Source organism: Fibrivirga algicola (assembly GCF_011742925.1).
GTDB lineage: Bacteria > Bacteroidota > Bacteroidia > Cytophagales > Spirosomataceae > Fibrella > Fibrella algicola.
The window spans coordinates 37868-57027 of sequence record NZ_WAEL01000008.1 but is presented as its reverse complement, the minus strand read 5'-3'; the positions used below and the strand labels follow the sequence as shown (position 1 = coordinate 57027).

The 19160-nt window shown below is 52.8% G+C and carries 21 protein-coding genes; 8 read left to right on the top strand and 13 right to left on the bottom strand.

What is annotated here, in order from left to right; genetic code table 11:
- From F7231_RS20300 to F7231_RS20285, 4 genes are all read right to left on the bottom strand, one after another.
- Window positions 1-1332 (bottom strand): family 1 glycosylhydrolase, encoded by a 1332-nt coding sequence (locus F7231_RS20300; RefSeq protein WP_085412993.1) that lies wholly within the window; start codon window positions 1330-1332, stop codon window positions 1-3.
- Window positions 1333-1373: 41 nt separating this feature from the next.
- A complete protein-coding gene (locus F7231_RS20295) occupies window positions 1374-2936 on the bottom strand; it encodes a GMC family oxidoreductase (RefSeq protein ID WP_166693339.1) in 1563 nt (520 codons plus the stop codon).
- Between the two features lie 117 nt (window positions 2937-3053).
- Entirely contained in the window at window positions 3054-3656 is a 603-nt protein-coding gene (locus tag F7231_RS20290; protein ID WP_166693338.1) for a gluconate 2-dehydrogenase subunit 3 family protein, read from the bottom strand.
- Window positions 3653-4519 carry an SDR family oxidoreductase gene (locus F7231_RS20285; protein WP_085412996.1) on the bottom strand — a complete coding sequence of 289 codons (867 nt, stop codon included), beginning with the start codon at window positions 4517-4519 and terminating at the stop codon, window positions 3653-3655. Before F7231_RS20285 ends, F7231_RS20290 begins: the two co-directional genes overlap by 4 nt.
- Before the next feature lie 253 nt (window positions 4520-4772).
- On the opposite strand from F7231_RS20285, the gene F7231_RS20280 reads away from it, so the two are divergent.
- The 3 genes from F7231_RS20280 (at window position 4773) to F7231_RS20270 (ending at window position 8156) form a co-directional block, all read left to right on the top strand.
- A complete protein-coding gene (locus tag F7231_RS20280) occupies window positions 4773-5450 on the top strand; it encodes a response regulator (RefSeq protein ID WP_198172226.1) in 678 nt (225 codons plus the stop codon).
- Entirely contained in the window at window positions 5447-6823 is a 1377-nt protein-coding gene (locus F7231_RS20275) for a HAMP domain-containing sensor histidine kinase (RefSeq protein ID WP_166693337.1), read from the top strand. The genes F7231_RS20280 and F7231_RS20275 overlap by 4 nt, the downstream gene beginning before the upstream one ends.
- Window positions 6824-6983: 160 nt before the next feature.
- Window positions 6984-8156: a cellulase family glycosylhydrolase gene (locus F7231_RS20270; RefSeq protein WP_166693336.1), complete on the top strand. Its 1173-nt coding sequence runs from the start codon at window positions 6984-6986 to the stop codon at window positions 8154-8156.
- Window positions 8157-8237: 81 nt separating this feature from the next.
- Here F7231_RS20270 and F7231_RS20265 read toward each other — a convergent pair whose 3' ends face one another.
- Window positions 8238-8621, bottom strand: coding sequence for a c-type cytochrome (locus F7231_RS20265; protein WP_085412999.1), 384 nt, complete (start codon window positions 8619-8621; stop codon window positions 8238-8240).
- Between the two features lie 221 nt (window positions 8622-8842).
- On the opposite strand from F7231_RS20265, the gene F7231_RS20260 reads away from it, so the two are divergent.
- On the top strand, window positions 8843-9058 hold the full coding sequence (locus F7231_RS20260) for a hypothetical protein (protein WP_157510634.1): 216 nt from the start codon (window positions 8843-8845) through the stop codon (window positions 9056-9058).
- Window positions 9059-9072: 14 nt separating this feature from the next.
- Here the strand turns inward: F7231_RS20260 and F7231_RS20255 are convergent, their stop codons facing one another.
- The 6 genes from F7231_RS20255 to F7231_RS20230 form a co-directional block, all read right to left on the bottom strand.
- A complete protein-coding gene (locus F7231_RS20255) occupies window positions 9073-10095 on the bottom strand; it encodes a TonB family protein (RefSeq protein WP_166693335.1) in 1023 nt (340 codons plus the stop codon).
- Between the two features lie 203 nt (window positions 10096-10298).
- Window positions 10299-10865: a hypothetical protein gene (locus F7231_RS20250; RefSeq protein ID WP_085415144.1), complete on the bottom strand. Its 567-nt coding sequence runs from the start codon at window positions 10863-10865 to the stop codon at window positions 10299-10301.
- A 111-nt stretch (window positions 10866-10976) separates the two neighbouring features.
- Window positions 10977-12131: an endonuclease/exonuclease/phosphatase family protein gene (locus F7231_RS20245; protein ID WP_166693334.1), complete on the bottom strand. Its 1155-nt coding sequence runs from the start codon at window positions 12129-12131 to the stop codon at window positions 10977-10979.
- Window positions 12132-12173: 42 nt separating this feature from the next.
- Window positions 12174-13124: a DUF8428 domain-containing protein gene (locus F7231_RS20240; protein WP_166693333.1), complete on the bottom strand. Its 951-nt coding sequence runs from the start codon at window positions 13122-13124 to the stop codon at window positions 12174-12176.
- A gap of 75 nt (window positions 13125-13199) precedes the next feature.
- Window positions 13200-14582: a sensor histidine kinase gene (locus F7231_RS20235; RefSeq protein ID WP_166693512.1), complete on the bottom strand. Its 1383-nt coding sequence runs from the start codon at window positions 14580-14582 to the stop codon at window positions 13200-13202.
- Entirely contained in the window at window positions 14582-15262 is a 681-nt protein-coding gene (locus F7231_RS20230) for a response regulator transcription factor (protein ID WP_085415145.1), read from the bottom strand. Before F7231_RS20230 ends, F7231_RS20235 begins: the two co-directional genes overlap by 1 nt.
- Before the next feature lie 163 nt (window positions 15263-15425).
- On the opposite strand from F7231_RS20230, the gene recQ reads away from it, so the two are divergent.
- Window positions 15426-17639, top strand: coding sequence for a DNA helicase RecQ (gene recQ / locus F7231_RS20225; RefSeq protein WP_085413005.1), 2214 nt, complete (start codon window positions 15426-15428; stop codon window positions 17637-17639).
- Between the two features lie 39 nt (window positions 17640-17678).
- Here the strand turns inward: recQ and F7231_RS20220 are convergent, their stop codons facing one another.
- Both F7231_RS20220 and F7231_RS20215 read right to left on the bottom strand, forming a co-directional pair.
- Complete coding sequence (locus F7231_RS20220; protein ID WP_166693332.1) at window positions 17679-17861, bottom strand: hypothetical protein; 183 nt, start codon at window positions 17859-17861, stop codon at window positions 17679-17681.
- Window positions 17862-17893: 32 nt separating this feature from the next.
- Window positions 17894-18274, bottom strand: coding sequence for a gamma-glutamylcyclotransferase family protein (locus F7231_RS20215; RefSeq protein WP_085413007.1), 381 nt, complete (start codon window positions 18272-18274; stop codon window positions 17894-17896).
- Window positions 18275-18339: 65 nt separating this feature from the next.
- Between F7231_RS20215 and F7231_RS20210 the strand changes: the two genes are divergently transcribed.
- From F7231_RS20210 to F7231_RS20200, 3 genes are read left to right on the top strand one after another with little or no spacing between them, the layout of a single operon-like run.
- The gene (locus F7231_RS20210) at window positions 18340-18603 is read left to right on the top strand and encodes a type II toxin-antitoxin system Phd/YefM family antitoxin (protein WP_166693331.1); all 264 of its coding nucleotides are present in this window, start codon (window positions 18340-18342) and stop codon (window positions 18601-18603) included.
- Window positions 18600-18860, top strand: a complete 261-nt coding sequence (locus F7231_RS20205; RefSeq protein ID WP_166693330.1) for a Txe/YoeB family addiction module toxin — start codon at window positions 18600-18602, stop codon at window positions 18858-18860. The genes F7231_RS20210 and F7231_RS20205 overlap by 4 nt, the downstream gene beginning before the upstream one ends.
- A 54-nt stretch (window positions 18861-18914) precedes the next feature.
- Complete coding sequence (locus tag F7231_RS20200) at window positions 18915-19148, top strand: hypothetical protein (protein ID WP_085413009.1); 234 nt, start codon at window positions 18915-18917, stop codon at window positions 19146-19148.
- Window positions 19149-19160: the final 12 nt, after the last annotated feature.

Below are 19160 nucleotides of genomic sequence, written 5' to 3'. Positions count from 1 at the left end.
TTAAAATTCTACCTTCAGCTTGGCGGGTTGATCCGTGATTTCCAGCATCTGGCCGTAAGGTACGATGGTGATCTGACCAAATTCCTGAAGAATCAGTTTATACGCATCGGCAACGGGGCGCGGCTTACGGTCGAGGTCATAAAGCCCACAGGCGTTTACCCGGTTATTCTGCTCGGCAAGTCCCGTATCCCAGTCGATCTGATCGGTCAGGCTATACCAGGTAAAGCCCATGACGGGTACGCCATCGCGGCGCATCTGCATCACGTTGAGCCACTGTTTGTAGAGCCAGGTGGGGGCATTTTCAGCCTCGAACACGTTTGTTTCGGTGTGCATCACGGGCTTATGGTACCGGTTGTAGTACTGCTTCGTGATCTGGTACCAACCCAGCACATCCATTGAGTTCATCAACTCACCGGTGGGCAATTTGATCTGCTCATTACGGCCGTAATAGTCATTGCCCATCACCTGATAACCCGGTGGTTGGCCTGCCATAAACCAATCGTACTCTTTCCGGCTCATGCCGTTGTCGAGCAGGTACAGGCATACGCTGGCACTGGGTGGATGGGCATAAAGCAGATCGAGCGAGAGAAAGCGAAGCTCGTTATGCAGCTTGATCGCTTCGGTAGGTTGCGAACAAACCTCGTGAATGAATTCTGCGCTTTCACTCTGGACGATCACCACGTCGGGCCGACGTTTGGCAATCTGCTGTGTGCCCATGATACTGGCAGCTACGCAGTGCTTCAACGCGGTCACAAACGCTTTGTCGGTCTTTAGCTGCTCATTCCAGATGCCATCTTTGGCGCTGTGTCGTGCCGTGACATAAATCTCGTTGACCGGCGTGTAGAAGCGTACCCAGGGGTAGCGATCGGCCACAGCGGCGCAGTATTCGGCGAAGTGAATCGGCAGTTCGGGATTCTGAAAATTACCGACCCAGTCGGGTACACCAAAGTGCATCAAATCCAGAATCGGCGTGATGCCCTGTCGCTTGATCTCGTTCATGGCCAGATCGGCAAACTCCCAATCGAACTTGCCGGGGCCTTTGTGAATGAGGTGGTAGGGCAGGCCGTACCGCAGTACCTTCAACCCGAGTTCTTTCACCAGCCCGATGTCTTCTTTGTAACGGTCATAATGCCCGCATTCGAGCAACTGGTCGCGGCGTACTTTGCCGTGCTTGATGGTTGGGTACGAACATTCGATACCGGTGGCAAACATGAAGTTCGAAGGGGAGCCATCGGGCAGGCCATTGCCATTCGAAGCTGTAGAGCCGCCGTACTGGTCACCCTCATAGTTGCCAGTTCCGAAGTGCTTTTCAATATGTTTTAAAAAATCCATGGGGCGTATTGTTGATGTCTGGGCACTCACTGGCCCGTTGCTCAGGAGCGAAGAAAATGGTCGGCGGTGCGTAGTGATAAAGCCATGATAGTCAGAGCCGGATTAACGCTCAAGGCCGAGGGGAACGTGGAATTATCGCTGATATACAGATTGGGTACGTCGAACGATTTGCCGTACGAATCAACGACGGCTTCGTCGGGTGAGGTCCCCATACGGCAGGTGCCGATCACGTGGGCGGACCGCGGAAAGGCCCATACGTTTTTGGCCCCGGCTGCCGCCCAGATGTCGCGCATGACCCGGTCAGCATGGGCGTTCATTTTCTGTTCGTTGTCGCCGTTGGTGAAGTAGGTACGTGGTTTGGGTAGACCACGCGCATCCAGCTCGTCCGATAGTTCAAGGTAGTTGTGGTCGTAAGGCAGTCCGTCGCCCAGAATGTTGATGCCTGCTACATGGTTATAGCGGCTCATGGCGTCGTGTAGCGCCTGCCCCCATAAGCCCCGTGCCCGCGCCATCTGCTTTACGTAGGTGACTGGCATTACGCCAATTGACTGGAGTAGGTAACCGCCGGCAAAATCAGCCGAGCCACCCGAGAAGGGGCGGTGCATGTCTTCGGAAATCAAACCGCCGGGAATGCCCTTGTAAGGGCGTATATCTTCCTCGAATTCGCCCCAGATTTGTAGTCCTGTGTGTGCCATCAGGTTCCGGCCCACCTGCCTGCTGCTGTTGGCCAGTTCGTTGATGAGCAACAGCCGGGGCGTTTCTACGGCACCAGCACAAAGAAACACCGCATTGCAGCGCTGCCGGTACGTTTGTCCCTGCTGCACATAGACAACCGCCGTAATGCGTCCCTGGGTGTCGCGGTCGAACGAAATGACAAACGAATCGGGCCGGATTTCAGCACCGTGGTTCCGGGCCAGTGCCAGGTACGTGATGTCCATGCTGGCCTTAGCCCCAACACTGCATCCGGCCTGACAAAAGCCCCGGTTGGTACACGCCTCGCGCCAGCCAACACCAGGCTGGTAGTAACGCCTTGACAGGGCTGCGTTGGCTGCGGCCGAGGTCTGTATGCCCAGGTCGGAACAGCCACGCTCCATCAGTTGGGCCGCGCCGTTGAGGGGCAGGGGAGGCAACGGATAAGCCTGGGTACGTGCCGGGCCCCAGGGGTAGTTGGCCGGGCCGGAAACGCCCAGGAACTGTTCAATCTCGTCGTAATAGGGAGCAATGTCACGGTGAAAATCAACGGGCCAGTCGGCAGCAACGCCAAACTCGGTGCGCATGCGCAGGTCGTCGGGTTGGGCTCGGGGTGTATAGGCTGTGAAGTGCAAAGTGGAGCCGCCTACGCCCGTTCCCGAATTATTTGCGCCAAAAGCCAGCGGATCCTGGCCGGCACTGAGCCGTTCGTCGTTCCAGTAGAGAAAGTTCTGCGCCCGTTCGTCGGTAGCATAGTCTGTTTTTGGGTCCTTCTCGGGACCTGCTTCCAGGGCAACAACCCGCTTGCCCGCCTGCGCCAAGCGAGCCAGAAGCGGTGCGCCCCCTGCACCGGTACCAATGATAACGGCATCGACCGTTTCGTTTCTATTGTAAGTATGTCTCTGTTGAGTCATTTTGGTGCTCGATAAAGTCGGCATGATGGATGAGCGCCAAGGCAGAATGCCGCCCGGCCCCAGCTTCGGTAGTCAGTGTTGCGTTTATACGACTGAAGCTTCAGCTTCAGTGTTCGTTTATAATTCGTTCGGTTCGCGGTCTTCGCGTTCGTTCAGGCCAATTCGTGTCCAGCCAGGTTTGTCGGCCATACCAGCGTACCCGAATCCTTCCTGAACCAGCGGATGGCTGTAGTAAATGACTGCGAGTTCGGCCAGCAGTTCTTCAAAAAACCGGGTTGGCGATAGCTGCTGCCAAACCGTTCCCGGAGCCGTGCCCTGCTGCACCTGCCCAATCAGTTCGTCTTGTTGCGAGTTGGTCAACCGATCGAACGGTTGACCGTATAGCGCCTGTGCTGATTCGTGAAAACCCGCAATGCCCTGTCGAAATGTCTCCCTGTCGGCGGGCATCACGTCGTAGCGCCAGCCGTCGCTTTCATTATTGGTCAGCCGAAGATCAACCGGGCCAATCAGGTCGACAACGTACCCAGCCGTATCTGACTGGGGAACGAGCCGGTCGGCGATTTGCCGTAACGTGCGGGCTTCGTCGGGGGTAAAAAAGCCGAGAGGTCCGGTTGGCCGGTTTAATCGGTCAGTAAGCACCTCGCGGGTGCGGTCGCTAACATGTTCGCTGGCCAGCAAGGTGCGCACGGTGCCGGTTGGGTACTGCGTCGGCTGGCTCATCCTAATTTTCCGCCGGTTACTTCTACCAGACTTCCTGTCATGAAACTGCCGTCTGACGAGGCCAACAATACGTAGGCAGGGGCTAACTCCTCGGGCTGACCGGGCCGTTCAAGAGCTACCTCGTAGCCGAAGTTTTCTACTTCGTCGATGGGCATCGTACCCGGAATGTTGGGTGTCCAGACGGGACCGGGCACTACAGCATTGACGCGAATACCACGCTTGCCCAATTGAATAGCCAGCGATTTTGTGAACGCGTGAATGGCTGCTTTTGTGGCTGTATAGTCGATCAGGATTGGGTTACCGGTAATGCCCACAATACTGCCCGTATTCACAATGGCGTCGCCTGCCTGCAGATGCGGCAAAGCGGCCTGGGCCATGAAGAAATAACCAAAAATGTTGGTCTCGAAGGTACGGCGGAGTTGTTCTTCCGTAATGTCTTCAAACTTCTCCTGCGCCATCTGATACGCCGCGTTGTTCACGAGTACATTCAGCTTCCCATATTCATCGATCGTTTCCTGAACAGCCGCGCGACATTCGTTCGATTCGCGCACGTCGGCCTGAATGACCAGACACCGCGCCCCGTGCGATTCTACCATCCGTTTAGTCTCGTTGGCATCGTCAGTGTTTTCGTTATAAAGTATAGCCACGTCGGCGCCCTCCATGCCAAATGCAATGGCTACGGCACGGCCAATGCCCGAGTCGGCTCCGGTGATGAGTGCTACCTTGCCCTGGAGTTTATTTGCCGCTTTATAATTCGATAAATCACTGTCGGGCTGGCGTTGCATATCCGATTGCCGGGCCGGATACGGTAATTTTTCGCCTTTTATTTCGGCTGAAGTGGGTCGATGCTCCTGCATGTGCATACCGTTGATAAAAATAAATTCGGGTTTATTTCTGTCAACAGGTGGCGGTGAATCTTGGTTATATAAATAGGCTTGAACGGCCAGGAATGTGGCTTAACGTCTTTTTAACAGGGGTTTGGGGGCATTTTAATCTAAAGACGGGAGCTTGGTGGTCAATCTGCCTGCGTACCGAACTACATCTCGACGGGGGTCATTAAATAAGTCGTATTTTACACACTCTCAACTATTGATGGATACTATGTATGTTTCGGATATGAAAGTTCTGGTGGTAGAAGATGAGCCGAAGTTGGCCTCCTTCGTGAAAAAAGGTTTAGAAGAGCAAAAGTGTGAGGTAGATCTAGCCTATGATGGGCAGATTGGCCGGACAATGGCGCTCAGCAACAGTTACGATGTCATTGTGCTAGACGTAAATCTGCCCAAGATCAACGGCCTCGATTTAGCCCAGACAATACGACATGAACAGGTGCAAACGCCTATTCTGATGCTGACCGCTATGGGGTCGGTAGATGATAAACTGGCGGGGTTTGAAGCGGGTGCCGACGATTACCTGGTGAAGCCTTTCGAATTTCGCGAGCTGATGGCCCGCATTCGGGCCCTGCACAAGCGGGGTGCCGAGGGTGGCAGTGCGGTGAGTGTGCTGCGGGTAGCCGATCTGGAGCTTGACCTCAATGAAAAAGTAGCCCGCCGTGGTGGCAAGCGGATCGAGCTGACGGCTAAAGAATTTGGCCTGCTCGAATACCTCATGCGGAACCGGGGCCGGGTGGTATCGCGCATCGATATTGCCGAGAAAGTGTGGGATATTCACTTCGATACTGGTACCAACGTGATCGATGTGTATGTGAATTTCCTGCGAAAGAAAGTAGATAAGGAATTTCCGACCAAGCTCATCCATACAGTTATTGGCATGGGCTACATCATGAAAGAAGAGTGACAATCCGTGCCCGCCTGACGCTGCTGTTCTCGTTGCTGGTTGGTTCCATTCTGTTGCTCTTCTCGGTATCCATTTACTTGCTATATAGTCAATACCGGGAGGTTGACTTTTATGACCGCCTGCGTGAAAAAGCGCTCACGACCGTTCGTGTACGCGAAGATGCCGGTGATCTGGCCAGCACTGATCTGCCTGTTATGGTTGGTGAGCGAGTTACTATTTATAAGCTACCCAATCAGATCCTCTATACATCAGGGCAGGGCTTCAAGCCTGCTCTAACATCAAGTCAATTTCGGCATATTCAGGAGGGGCACGAAGTTCGGCTAACCCACCTCGATACCGAGACAATTGGCATCCGGTACCTGAGCAAAACCAATCAGACACTGGTGGTGGTGGTTACGGCCTATGACCAATACGGGTTCAGTAAGCTGCTCCGTCTCCGTGAGATCCTGATTTTTGGCTGGCTGGCCAGTTTTTTCATGGTGGGTGTCGCGGGCTGGCTTTTTTCGTCTGATGCCCTGCGGCCCGTGTCGGAAATTATCGATCAGGTCAACGACATCTCGGCCACCAACATCCACGAGCGGCTGCACGTAAGTCGTAAACGCGATGAGTTGGCCGAACTGGCCCACACGTTCAACGACATGCTGAATCGGCTGGAAGAGGCCTTCGTGAGCCAGCGGAGTTTTGTTTCCCACGCCTCGCACGAGCTACGTACCCCGCTGGCGATCATGCGCGGCAACATCGATGTAGCCTTGCTGAAGCCCCGCGATGTGCCCTACTATCAGCAGACGCTGGCCGATGTACTCGACGAAGTGCAAACGATGATCAATCTGGCCAACGGGCTACTCGATCTTGCCCGGGCCAGTTCAGAATCAACAGCGATATCGTTTCGGCCTACCCGCCTCGACGAGCTTCTCTGGCAGGCGCGGAGCAAGCTTCTCTCCAAAAATCCGGAGTACGTCATCGATATTGACTTTGAGAATTTACCCGACCAGGACGACGATCTCACCATTCCCGGCGAAGAGGCACTGCTGCGAACGGCCTTTCAGAATCTGATGGAAAATGGCTGTAAGTACTCGGCCAATGGGAGTGTGGTGGTGCGTATCTCATTTGCACCCAATCTGGTTAGTCTGGCGTTCACAGATACCGGGTATGGCATTTCAGAAGCCGATCTGCCCCACCTGTTCGAGCCTTTTTACCGGTCGTCGCTGACGAACAACCTGGCGCCAGGCCACGGCATTGGCCTGGCGCTGACTCACCGCATCGTTCGGCTGCACAACGGGCAGATAACCGTTCAGTCGAAGGAAGAGCAGGGAACAACGGTTACTGTTCAGTTTCCCCTGTCTGTCGTGCGCCCGCTGGCTATCAATGCCTGATTAGTGACTGGTAAGTCCACTGGCAAATCCGTGATTTTTTGGATAGAGACACCCAAAAACGGCACTTTCCTGCTTTGGTGAGTAGGCAGGCAACGTATGCTTAGCCAATCAGGTCAAACTATCCAGTTAACGTATTTCCTAAATCCTTACTGAAATCCTTATGTGTCAACGCCTTACCCTGTTGAGTGTTTTGTTGCTCTCAGCCCTTCTTAGTTTCGCTCAGTCGCCGGCTGGTGATGTGCCGTCGGCCCCGGGCCGGTGGTCGGCTGCCAAAGCTAACGCCTGGTATGCGAAAGAGCCTTTTCTGTTTGGGGGCAATTACAACCCGGCCAATACCATCAATGAGCTTGAGTTCTGGCAGGCCGAAACGTTTGATCCGGCTACAATCGACAAAGAGCTGGGATGGGCAGAGCAAATGGGCGTAAACACGATGCGCGTTTTTCTGCACGATCTGCCCTATCAGCAGGATGCCAAGGGGTTCATCAAGCGCATCGACACCTTCCTGGCTATCTGTCAGAAACACAAGATCCGGCCTATGCTGGTGCTGTTCGACTCGTGCTGGGACCCATATCCAAAACTAGGCAAGCAGCACGACCCGGTTCCGGGCATTCACAATTCGGGCTGGGTACAGTCGCCGGGGGCCGATGCGCTCACGGATGTATCGCAGCACCCGCGGCTGGAAGCCTATGTGAAGGGTATTGTTGGGGCTTTCAAAAATGATAAGCGCGTGTTGATGTGGGATATGTGGAACGAGCCCAACAACACCAACGACAATAGCTATGGCGATAACCACACCATAAAAACCGAACTACCTAAAGCACGCAAAATCGCGATCATTGAGAAGCTGTTGCCGCAGGTATTTCAGTGGGCCCGGTCAGTTACCCCAACCCAACCCCTGACCTCTGGCGTGTGGACTTTCTGGGTGAACGACTGGTCAAACGTGAGCACCATTCCTGCCTTCGATAAAATGCAACTGGCCAACTCCGACATCATCACCTTCCACCAGTATGCCGATGCACCTGCGCTGGAAAAGCTGATTGCCGGTCTGAAAAAAATGGGCCGTCCGCTGATTTGCACTGAGTTCATGGCGAGGGGCGTAAACAGCAAGTTCCAGACGCACCTACCCATTGCCAAACGCGAAAAAGTGGGCATGATCTGCTGGGGCTTTGTAGCGGGTAAATCGCAAACTTTCCTACCGTGGGACAGCTGGCAGAAACCGTACGTAAACGGTCGTGAGCCAAGTGTCTGGTTCCATGAAATTCTGAAAGGAGACGGCACCTTCTACGACCCCGCCGAAGAAACAGCCATTAAAGCAGCTATGGGCAAAAAATAGCGTTAAGCTGAACCCTACAACACACAAAAAAGCGGCTCTGGGTAATCCAGAGCCGCTTTTTTATACCTGAGAGACGCGTGCTTACGCCTTCTTCGTTTTAGTAGTCGTTTTCTTGGTTGTACTCTTCTTGGTGGTAGTACCATCAAGGGTGTTGATCCAGCTAGCCAGTTTTACGGCATCTTCTTTTGGTACCTGCTTCATGGGTGCCATAGCGATATAACCAGGCCAGTTGCTAGGCTTTGGGTTGTAGATCAACTCGACGATCTGCTCGTCGGTATAGTTACGCTTGGCCACGTCTTTATAGGCCGGTCCAACCAGACGAGCATCAACCCGGTGACAGGCAATACAGGTGTATTTGGTCATAAGGGCCTTCATATCATCAGGAATATTATCCTGCGCCTGGGCCGAGAATGATGCCGACAACAAACCGGCGGTAGCAAGGAGGAAGCCGAACGCTTTTTTCATCGTAAAAACTTGATTGGCAATTGAGTTAACTAAGTTGTATTGTAGTATTCTGGTGAAACAAAGGTAAACCGTAGCCAGCGCTGAATCCAATTCAATACCGACTTATTACCCTAGTAACAGGTATAAGACTGCTTTTTACCCTAAAAGTTTAGTCTGTGTCAGGAATCTATGCCAAAAATAACTTGACCGAACTTGCCCAGGCCGCCCGGGGTTTTGACTCTATGACAACCTACGATTTCAAAACTTTCCATACGCGGTCGATCAACGCGGCCACGGCAGAAGAACGGGCGGCCATCAATCAGGAGCTTAAAGAGCTGTATACAAATCTGCCAGACGAAGAGAAGGACGAGTTTAATCAGCAACTCCAGCGCTTCCTGGCCCGCGAAATGGGTCGCCTCAAGTCTGACTATGAATCGGTGAAAGGCGGGCTTCAATAAGGGTGGGCAATACGCTATCTGGTGACTGAAAAGGGCACGGGCAGCGTATAGAGAATGGCTACTGCACGACCTTTTTGCTTACCGGGCGTCCAGTTGGGCATCCGTGCAATAACCCGAACCGCCTCTTCATCAGTCCCGTAATTAAGGCCTTTCAGTAACCGGATCCGGTTGATACTGCCATCCGTATCGACGACAAAACTAACCAGCACCTTACCTGTGATATTATTTTGCCGGGCTGCTTCCGGGTAGCGAATACTGGTTGTCAGGTACGTGTTTAGTGCCTCCAGACCGCCGGGATAAACGGGGTTCTCGTCGGCCTCAGTGATGACTTCGCCGCTGGCAAGTTTGTAATCTCCGCTGGCAAAAGGGACTGCCGTACTCGTCGCTCGTTTGGTATCGGTGCCTAAAATAGACGGGTCGATGCCTTCTCGCAGGGCCATTTTAGGTGAAAAACTGGTCGTTGTTGGTGACACGACCACTGATGTAAGCTCGTAGCCAAATTTACTGATTGATAGCAGATTGTTTTGAGGTACGTCGATCGTGTAGCGGCCGGCACCGTCTGTTTTTGTAGTCCAACCGCGTCCGGATACGCTCACGTCGGCACCTTCTAGGGGTTGCCCTTCGGCAGTGCGGACGACACCGGACAGGTGAACTAGTGGGGCAACAGCGACGATTTCAGAGCCGTCCAACCGCCGAAGTTTTAAACTATGCTTTTCTGCACCTTTCGCCGAAACGAGTATCCGGAAAGTCTTGTGTTCGTCTGCCGAAACAAGGAGGACGGTGCCGCTCGGTATAGCCAGCTGGCAATTACCGGTTGCATCGGTCAATATCGACTGTGTGCCATCTGTCGATGAAACAGTAGCACCCGACAGCGGTCCTGCTTCATCAAAAACGCTGATCCGGACCGAAACAAGATTTTTCGATACGATTCGCGTCATCGCTTGTTCGATGGGCTTCAGGGTAGTGGTGGATGCTGACGCTAGAGCAAGTGCCCCAGTACAGACAGAGAGTAGCGTGAACTGGTTTGCTAAATGCATGGCTATCAGGGTTTAGAGGGTGATGCTAAACCTGATGGATGCTTGCGGTCGTGTGTTTCCACAAACCGAAACGGGCTCAAGTTATCAGCCGGACAGTTGGGCCGATGGATTGTGTCTTGTCGATTGTGGGAAAATGTCGACTTATAAAAAAGCCAGGTACGTCATCCACGTACCTGGCTTGGTAGATTAAAGCGATACAAAAATCAGTCTTTCAGGCTGCTCAGGTACGTCTTGTTGCCGTTTTTATTGATGTAATATTTGCCGCCGCGTGGTCCGGTCATCACCTGCTCTCCATTTGGGCCTTTCATCGATCGATCGACGGGGGCTTTGTAGTCGGCTGGGGTTGCTTTGGTTTCGGCCTTTGCCGTGGCTTTGGCTACCCGGGCTTCAGCTTTGTCGGCTTTCTTTTCGGCCCTGGCTTCCATTTTATCAGCCTTAGCGTCGGCTTTCTCTTTCTTGTCGGCTTTGGTTACCGCGTCGGTCGATTTTCCTTTGGCTTCCTTTTTATCAGCAGCGGCTTCTTTCTTATCCTCTTTTGCGGCCTTCTTTTCTTCTTTAGCTGCTTTTTTCTCAGCTTTAGCCTGCTCTTTGTCAGCGTCAGTTTTAGCGGCCTTCTTCTCGGCTTTAGCCGCTTTCTTGTCTTCTTTAGCTTCCTTCTTATCGGCCTTCGCTTCTTTCTTCTCTTTCTTGGCTTTAGCTTCCTGAGCTGGTGCGTTGAAGGCGATCAACAGGCCGAGCATCAGGCTCAGCCACACTACAGACTTTTTCATGTACATGGTTTGATTAAGGTTAACTCGGTAATTGGACGGAAAAGTGAGTGAAAAGTTGCCCAAAACCAATTCCTTAAGAAAAATTTAAGGTGAGTTATCCTTAAGTAAATATCAGTGCTGCGCTAAAATGGCAACGGGTGCAGCGACTGACTTTTTGAGTACGTATTGAGCCAGTACCGGGAAGTGGTCGGAAAAGGAAACACCTGAGAGCGTTCGGCACGTTTGAATGTGCCATTCCTGGCTCACAAATTGCTGGTCGATACGGACACAGTAAGGGTGCCGATTCAGCGTAAAGCCAAGACCCTGACCGGCTTCTTCAAACGCATTTCTGAAATTTCGGCTCAGTTTCCCATAAGAATAGCCGATTGGCGTTTCATTGAAATCACCGCAGATGATGACCGGGTACCGGCTACCGGCTACATACGATTCTACTTCCTGAAGTTGCTCATTCCGGTGTTCAAAGCCTTCTTTCAGCCGATAAAATGTGTCGCCAACTTCGGAGAAAAATACCCGTAATTCACCTGCTTTCAGGGCGTCTATCGCTTTGCTCGTCCGCACACCCATTGACCAGAGATGCGTGTTGACCACCCGGATCGTATCTGCCCCATACGCGATGTCGGCGCATATAAACCCGTTGATGTCGGGGCCCTGCGTCCGGTTCCAGATGCGGCCGTATTGTTTTACAATTGGGTAGTTCGAAAACAGGGCCAGACCAACCTGTCGATCTGGCGCAAAACAGGTAAGGGTTTCAATTTTGTCGGTGTACTGGCGTTCGATCTGGGCGTTGGGCGAGTATTCCTGAAAACAGGCAATATCGGCTTGTAGTGACCTGTTAAACTCGGAACTGGTGCCGGGTGGAAACGTTTCGCTGTTGAAACTCAAGACCCTAAGTGCCTGAGACTGATTCATTGTCAGGTTGCCCGTACTTGTGCCTACCACTCGTTTCACGAGTACGAAGGAAAACAGAACCCACACCAGCCCGGCCATGCCAATGATATGCTGCCGCCTGTAGAGTAAGTAGATACAAGCCGCAATGCCGCTAAGAATAGCCAGCGGCAAAGTCATCATTACGAATCCCGTGAGCCAATGACCAACGACCGGATAATAGCAGAGAGCGACCGTGCCGAATAGATACAGCAGGGCGGTAAACGCCAGCGGAAACTGCTTGTAGCGCCGCAGAAATAGCCGGGCAGCTTCCACGAGCGTTTCGCCGAAGAAGGGGAGCGCTGATAAGAAACTGACGATATGTTTTCGGATAGTTGTCATAGGGGAAACGGTAGGTTACTGAACACACCAAAACGCATCGGGCTACTTCACGTCGAACTGGCCATCGCCAACCCGGAAGCCATCTGCGTACAGCTCCACGCGGTAGCTGCCCGGTTTGTAGGGCGCATCCCGATGAAAAAAGATGTCGATTCGCTGGTCTGTCGGTTCCAGGGCGATTGTGTGCCGGGTGCTGTACCCAATCTCGCGGCCTTCGTGCCATAGCGTGCCCGCGCTGATACTCTCGCTGACTACGGCGCCCGTTGCGTCGACAATACGCACGTACAGCTCTTTGCTGCCGTCCTGGTTTACCGGGTTTGACGGGATAATGAAAGCAATTTTTAGCCGGTCGATGCGCGACGCTTTATAGGTGCCGCCAGTTCGTTCTTTACCACTGGCTGTCAGCGCCGACACGTTGACAGCTACGGCTTTGATGGTTGAGGCCAGGGTTACTTTTTTCTTCAGGTCGGCATTCTGAACCGAGTAGTCGACTACCGTTTTGGCCAGGGCAGCCCGCTCATACTTCAAGCCCTCGTTTTCGCTCAGAATAGTCTGTTTCTCTTCTTCCAACAGCCGTGCCCGACTGAGTAGGGAGCCATTCTCGGCCTTGAGCTTACCGATCGCGACTTCATTTTGAACCAGGTAGCTTTTGTAATCCCTGATTTTCAGGTCGTATTGCTGAAGCGAGAACGTTAGGTCATATTTCAGCTTCTTCTTGTCGTTTTCGAGCTGCTGCCGAATTCGCTCCAGACCGGTTACGCTGCCGCCTAGCTGACGTACCTCAATTATTTTCTCGTTGAGCACGTTGGAAATCGAGTCGAGCTTCAATTGAACCGACGCAAACTGCTCTACTTTGGTGGTCAGTTGCTTTTGAACTTCCAGTGTTTCGTTGCGCGAACCAATGAACAGATACGCCAGTAGGGAGAGTATGCCAACCAATGAGCCAATCGTCATGTTGATCGCTCCCTGCTTCGTAGATACTGTTTCTGGCTCCATAATCTGGCGGTTGTAGTGTGCTGCAAAGCAACGACACCCAACTTAACCACGACTTAAGCTAACTTTAAAACCACCTTAAATTGGGGCTGCATTGGCCAGTGTCAGCGTAAATGTGGTGCCTTCTGCTCCAGAGCGAACCGCAATGGTGCCTTTGTGAAGCTGGGTAACCTGCAGAACAACGGCTAGCCCCACACCATGCCCTTTGCTTGATTGGGCGGTTGAATTACCCCGGAAGAAAGGCTGAAAAATATGCGCCAGGTCGGCCTCGGCTATGGGCGGACCTTCATTGAACACAGCGATGGTAATCGTATTTGGTTGGGTTTGAAACGTGACCTCAGCTGTTTTTGTGGGGGAAAACTTACAGGCATTATCGATCAGATTCATCAACAGTACTTTCAGGGCGGCTCTGTTTCCGTGGGTGATCAGGGCTTCTTCCTCGTCAGGGAAATCGGTGAACGATAGCCGGACACTGTATGTATCGTGCCACGCCTGTAACTGCGTTTTTGTTTCCCAAAGCAACTCATCCATCCGCACCGGCTCAAAGGGCAGGGCGTTGGCCTGGATGGATGAGTTTGCCAGTTCGAGCAGGGCATTGGTCAACTGGGTTAGGGTGCGTACGTCTTCCTGCAATGACTGAAGCGTTCGTTCATACACTGCCGGCTCGCGCTTTTGGATGAGCGCCACGTCAATCTGCGAATTGATCTTGGTCAAGGGGTTTTTAAGCTCATGCGACACGTTGGCAATAAACATCTTCTGCGTGTTCAGGGCTTGCTCAATACGGTCGAGCAACTGGTTGAAGGTGTTCACCAGCAAGCCAATCTCGTCTGACCGGTTCGGATGCTCTACCCGTCGTTGCACATTGGTCGGAAAGATAGCGTTGACCTGCCTGATGATTCCGGACATGGGCGCCAGAGCCCGATCGGCGAAGAACCAGCCTGAGATGCCCAGCAGCAGAATGGCCGCCAGAATCATAATCAGCAGAATCTTTTTCAGGTCACTCAGTGCGTCGGCTCCAACGTCATCGATACCGCTGGCAATCACCCAGTTGCTACTGTCGCCATTGGTGAGGCGAATGGCGACGAGTTGGTACTCGTTCTGGCGCAGATACAGGGTCTGGGCGGTTGAGTCGAGCTGCGGGATAAACTGTTGGTGAAACTGCGTATTGGCCGGATTAGTCGAAAACAGCATCTCTTTTGTTCGTTCGTTGTAGACCGAAATGCTTTCATTGAGCAGCAGTTTCTTTTCGGCCGTTTCGATGAGCCGCAATACGGTACTATCTGTCTGTTGTAGATCGAACAGGAGGGTAGTGGTGGTCAGGGCCCGGTCTTGCAGCCGCTTGTAAAACCGTTTTTCAAGGTACAGCTTGCTGAAAAAATAAACACCCAGCGAAAACAGGAGCAGAATCAGCGTGACCAGAATGGCAAACTGGTAAGTGAGCCGGGTACGTATATTGACCATCACGACGCTAGCTTTACAACATAGCCCATGCCAATCTGGGTATGCAGCAGTTTGGGCTCAAAATCCCGGTCTATCTTTTTGCGGAGGAAATTGATGTAGACCTCAATTACGTTGGTGCCGTTGTCGAAGGTCACATCCCAGAAGCGTTCGGCTAGTTCTACTTTCGAAATCACCCGCCCCTGATGCCGCAGGAAGTATTCGAGCAACTGAAACTCTTTGGCCGTCAGGGTTATCTCTTTCCCGGCCCGTACCACGCTTTTTGTATCCGGATTTAATTCCAAATCGGCGATTTTCAGCACGTTAGCCGTTTGTACAGTCCCCTGAGTTCGCCGGGTCAAAGCCCTGACGTGGGCCATCAGTTCGCGAAACTCGAAGGGCTTTACCAGGTAGTCGTCGGCGCCGGCGTCAAGACCAAGAATCTTGTCGTCGGTTGTGCCAAGAGCGGTCAGCATCAGAATGGGGGCCGTAACATTGGCATCGCGCAGTTTGCGGCAGAGGTCGAGGCCGTTGATGCCGGGCAGTATAATGTCGGAAATAATAAGGTCGTAGGTTGCCTGACTGGCCAGCCGAAACCCTATCGCTCCGTCGTAGGCAACATCAACATCCCAGTGATGCTCTTCAAGCCCCTGTTTAATACTTTGAACTGTTTTGACCTCATCTTCGATAAGCAGAATTTTCATGATAAACCGTGTTTTGGGCATCATAACACCGGGTTAATATAGCCAACAACCAATAAAACGCGCGTTTTGACTCATCTGACTGGCCGGTAGGGGGGACTTCCCCGGTCGCCAACTGCGCACTTTTTCGTATCTTTACTATACTAAATTTCTCTTTTGCCACCGTATGTTAACAGCGCATTCAGCCCCTTCAACCCGTCCGGAACCTACTGGTCAGGATCCCGTGGTATACCTCAAACGGTATTACGGGTATGATCAATTCCGCCCGATGCAGGAGGCCATTATCCGGTCAATTGTTAGCGGACGCGATACGGTGGTGCTGATGCCGACGGGGGGCGGTAAGTCGGTTTGTTTTCAGATTCCGGCCCTGATGCTGCCCGGTCTTTGTGTAGTGGTGTCGCCGCTCATTGCCCTCATGAAAGATCAGGTGGAGGCGTTGCACCTCAACGGTATTGCGGCTGCCTACATCAACAGCTCGCAGGGGGTAAAAGAAATGCGCGATGTAGAGGCCAACTGCCTGAGCGGTAAGATCAAACTGCTGTACGTATCGCCCGAAAAGCTGCTCTCTGAGTCGTTTTACGTGTTCCTCAATCGGATGACGATTTCGATGTTCGCAATTGATGAAGCGCACTGTATCTCGTCGTGGGGGCATGATTTTCGACCTGAATACACCCAGCTCAACACGCTGCGAAAGTGGTTTCCGAACGTACCCATCATTGCGCTGACCGCCACCGCCGACCGCCTCACCCGGCAGGATATTTCGGAGCGGCTCGATATGCGCGATCCGGCGGTGTTCATTGCGTCGTTTAACCGCACCAACCTGAGCCTCCAGGTGATGCCCGGCACTAACCGCATCGGGCAGATCGTGAAGCTACTGAGCCTGAAACCCGATACGTCGGGTATCATTTATTGCCTCAGCCGAAAATCGTGCGAAACGCTGGCTACGAAGCTGATGGAGAAAGGCTACTCGGCGGCGTTCTACCACGCGGGAATGGACTCGTCGGAACGGGCCCGCATTCAGGAGGCATTCCTGCGCGACGACGTGCGGATCATGTGCGCCACGATTGCCTTCGGCATGGGAATCGACAAGAGCAATGTGCGCTGGGTAATGCACTACAACATGCCCAAGAATATCGAGGGCTATTATCAGGAAATTGGTCGGGCCGGTCGCGACGGACTGCCCTCGCAGACGGTGCTGTTCTATAGCTTTGCCGACGTGGCTACCTACACGCAGATGCTCACCGAGAACAAGCCCGCCAACCTGGACTTACAGTTGGCAAAGCTGGAACGGATGAAGCAATACGCCGAAGCCAACACCTGCCGCCGACAGATTCTGCTCTCGTATTTCTCGGAACAATTAGCTGAACCCTGCGGCAACTGCGACGTCTGCCGTAGTCCACGTATTACGTTCGACGCAACCACAATTGCGCAAAAAGCCCTGTCGGCCATTATCCGGCTGGGCGAACGGGTGCCCATGAATACGCTGATCGACGTGTTGCGCGGGTCGCGGAACTACGCCATCATTTCACAGGGGTTCGACAAGATCAAAACTTACGGTGCCGGGGCTGACCTTAAATTTGAGGAGTGGCGGAGCTACCTGCACCAGCTCATCAACATCGGCGTGATTGAAGTGGCCTACGAAAACCACTATGCCCTCCGCAAAGGCTTATTGGCTGACGATGTGCTTTTCAACGGCAAAACGATCAGCCTCGTTCGCCCCGACGACGTACCCAAGCCGGTTGTTGAGAAAGCAACACGTACCCGCGGTGACGCTGCCGGTTCGGCGGGTCGCGACGAGCTGTTCGAGCGGCTGCGCGTACTCCGCAAGCGCATTGCCGATTCGCAGAATGTGCCGCCGTACGTGGTCTTTACCGACTCGACGCTGGAAGACATGGCCCGGCAGCGCCCCACTACGCCCGATGCCTTCCGGAACGTTTCGGGGGTAGGCGAACGCAAGCTGGAAATGTTTGGCACTGCCTTCCTGACTGAGATCGCTGAATTTGTTGGCGTACAGGTTGGCGAAAGCCCGAGACAGATACGCAGTGAAGGTACCAGCAGGCCTCGTGAAACGGCAAAGCCAAAAGGTTCTACGCAGCAGATGACGCTGGAACTCTACCAGCAGGGCCTGACCATTCAGCAGATTGCGCAGGCGCGTGAGCTGGGTCCGTCGAGCATCGCTAATCACCTGATCCAACTCAGTCAGGGGGGCTACGACGTTGATCTGGCAAGCCTGATTACCCTGGCCGAACGTCAGGAGATCGAGGCGGCTATCGCTACTGTTGGCATTGAAGAAAACCGCACCAAACCCGTTTTTGAACACTTAGGAGGCCGCTACGATTATGGTAAGATCAACATCACGATTGCGTTGATGGGCCGGTAGGGGACGGGTAACATACCTGATGCGACACCAAACGCTAGTTTATTCCGAAGCCTTTTTACTACCCAAGCCAAGGACTCGGGACAGGGTCATTGTCAGGGCCATGCCTGTAATAAAACCGTCGAGGACAGGGGGAATATCGGCAAGCTGCTTGGCCAGTATGTTGGCAAGTAGTAGCGCGATGCCCATATAGGGCAATGCCTGAATCAACGTCTGTTTATTCATCAAGGCTGGTTAAAGTGAGCGGAGTACACTCGTTATTTTCTTAAATAATTCCCCGATTCGATCAGCGTTTGCTGCCCGTCTGCTTTCAGGAAAACATACATCTGGCAGGTCACCTGTTCGTCGCCCATCTGCACAGGTACGTCGATACGGGCGTATTCATCGTCGGGGTGGTTTTCGATGCCTTCATAGTCATCGAGTTGCTTCAGAATCGATTGGTCGTCGGTTAGGGTAAATACGTCGCCCCAAACGCGATAAAGGCTGTCTGGTTCATAAGTAGCACCGGGGTACCAGCCCAGATCAAACAGGCGGCCGGGTACGTAGCCGTGACCAAGCAGGCGAGCGTTTTTCCGAAGCAGTTGTGCCATCGGATTATCGTAGGTGTTACGCAGGGTGCCGTAGACAAATAGATTCATGCCTAAACTTTATAAAGTAGGTACTGACTGTACTGGTCTATGTACATAAATTTGTACAGAACAAGATGCAGGAAGTGAGATTATCTGATTTTCGGCAGAATTTACGTGAAAAATTGGATGCTGTTGTTAATGATGCCGATGTGGTGGTTGTAAATCAGCCTAACAACAAACATGTAGTTGTGATTTCTCTGGACGAGTACAACAGCTGGCAGGAAACACTACACGTATTGAGTTCCGAACGAAACCGTCAACGACTGGCAGCGGCCGTTTCCCGCACGGAGCAGGGACACTATGACAGCCACGAGTTGATCGATGATGAACAACCATGAAACGACAACTTTCATGGGATACTGACGCCTGGGGTGACTACGTGCACTGGCAGCAAACCGATAAGCAGTTGCTGAAACGAATCAATGAGCTAATTAAAGACTGCCTACGTTCACCAGTCAACGGTATTGGTGAACCAGAAGCTTTCAAAGCTGACCTGCGTGGCTACTGGTTGCATCGTATTACAGATGACCACCGACTAGGCTACAAAGTAGATGATGAGCATATATTGATTATTCAGTGCCGCTTCCACGACTAAATTAGTGATTGCCGAAGCTTGCCTACATCTGCTAGGTCGAAACCAAATTAATTAATGAATCCCGAAGAATCCCAAACCCGCCACAGCCAACGGTTGCCGACGTTGTTGTCGGCGTTACATATGCTTTATGTGGGGCGGGCGCTGGCTGGTTTCGTAGCCGACGACCAATCGCCGCGTTTGCCCGTCGACCTTGACGTTGTAGACGCTACTATTGAGGCCTTCACCGACGAAATCTGCGCCACCGAATTGCTGCACGAAGCTGCCCTGCTGGTTGGCGATGTGGCGTAAAAAAAAACAGGT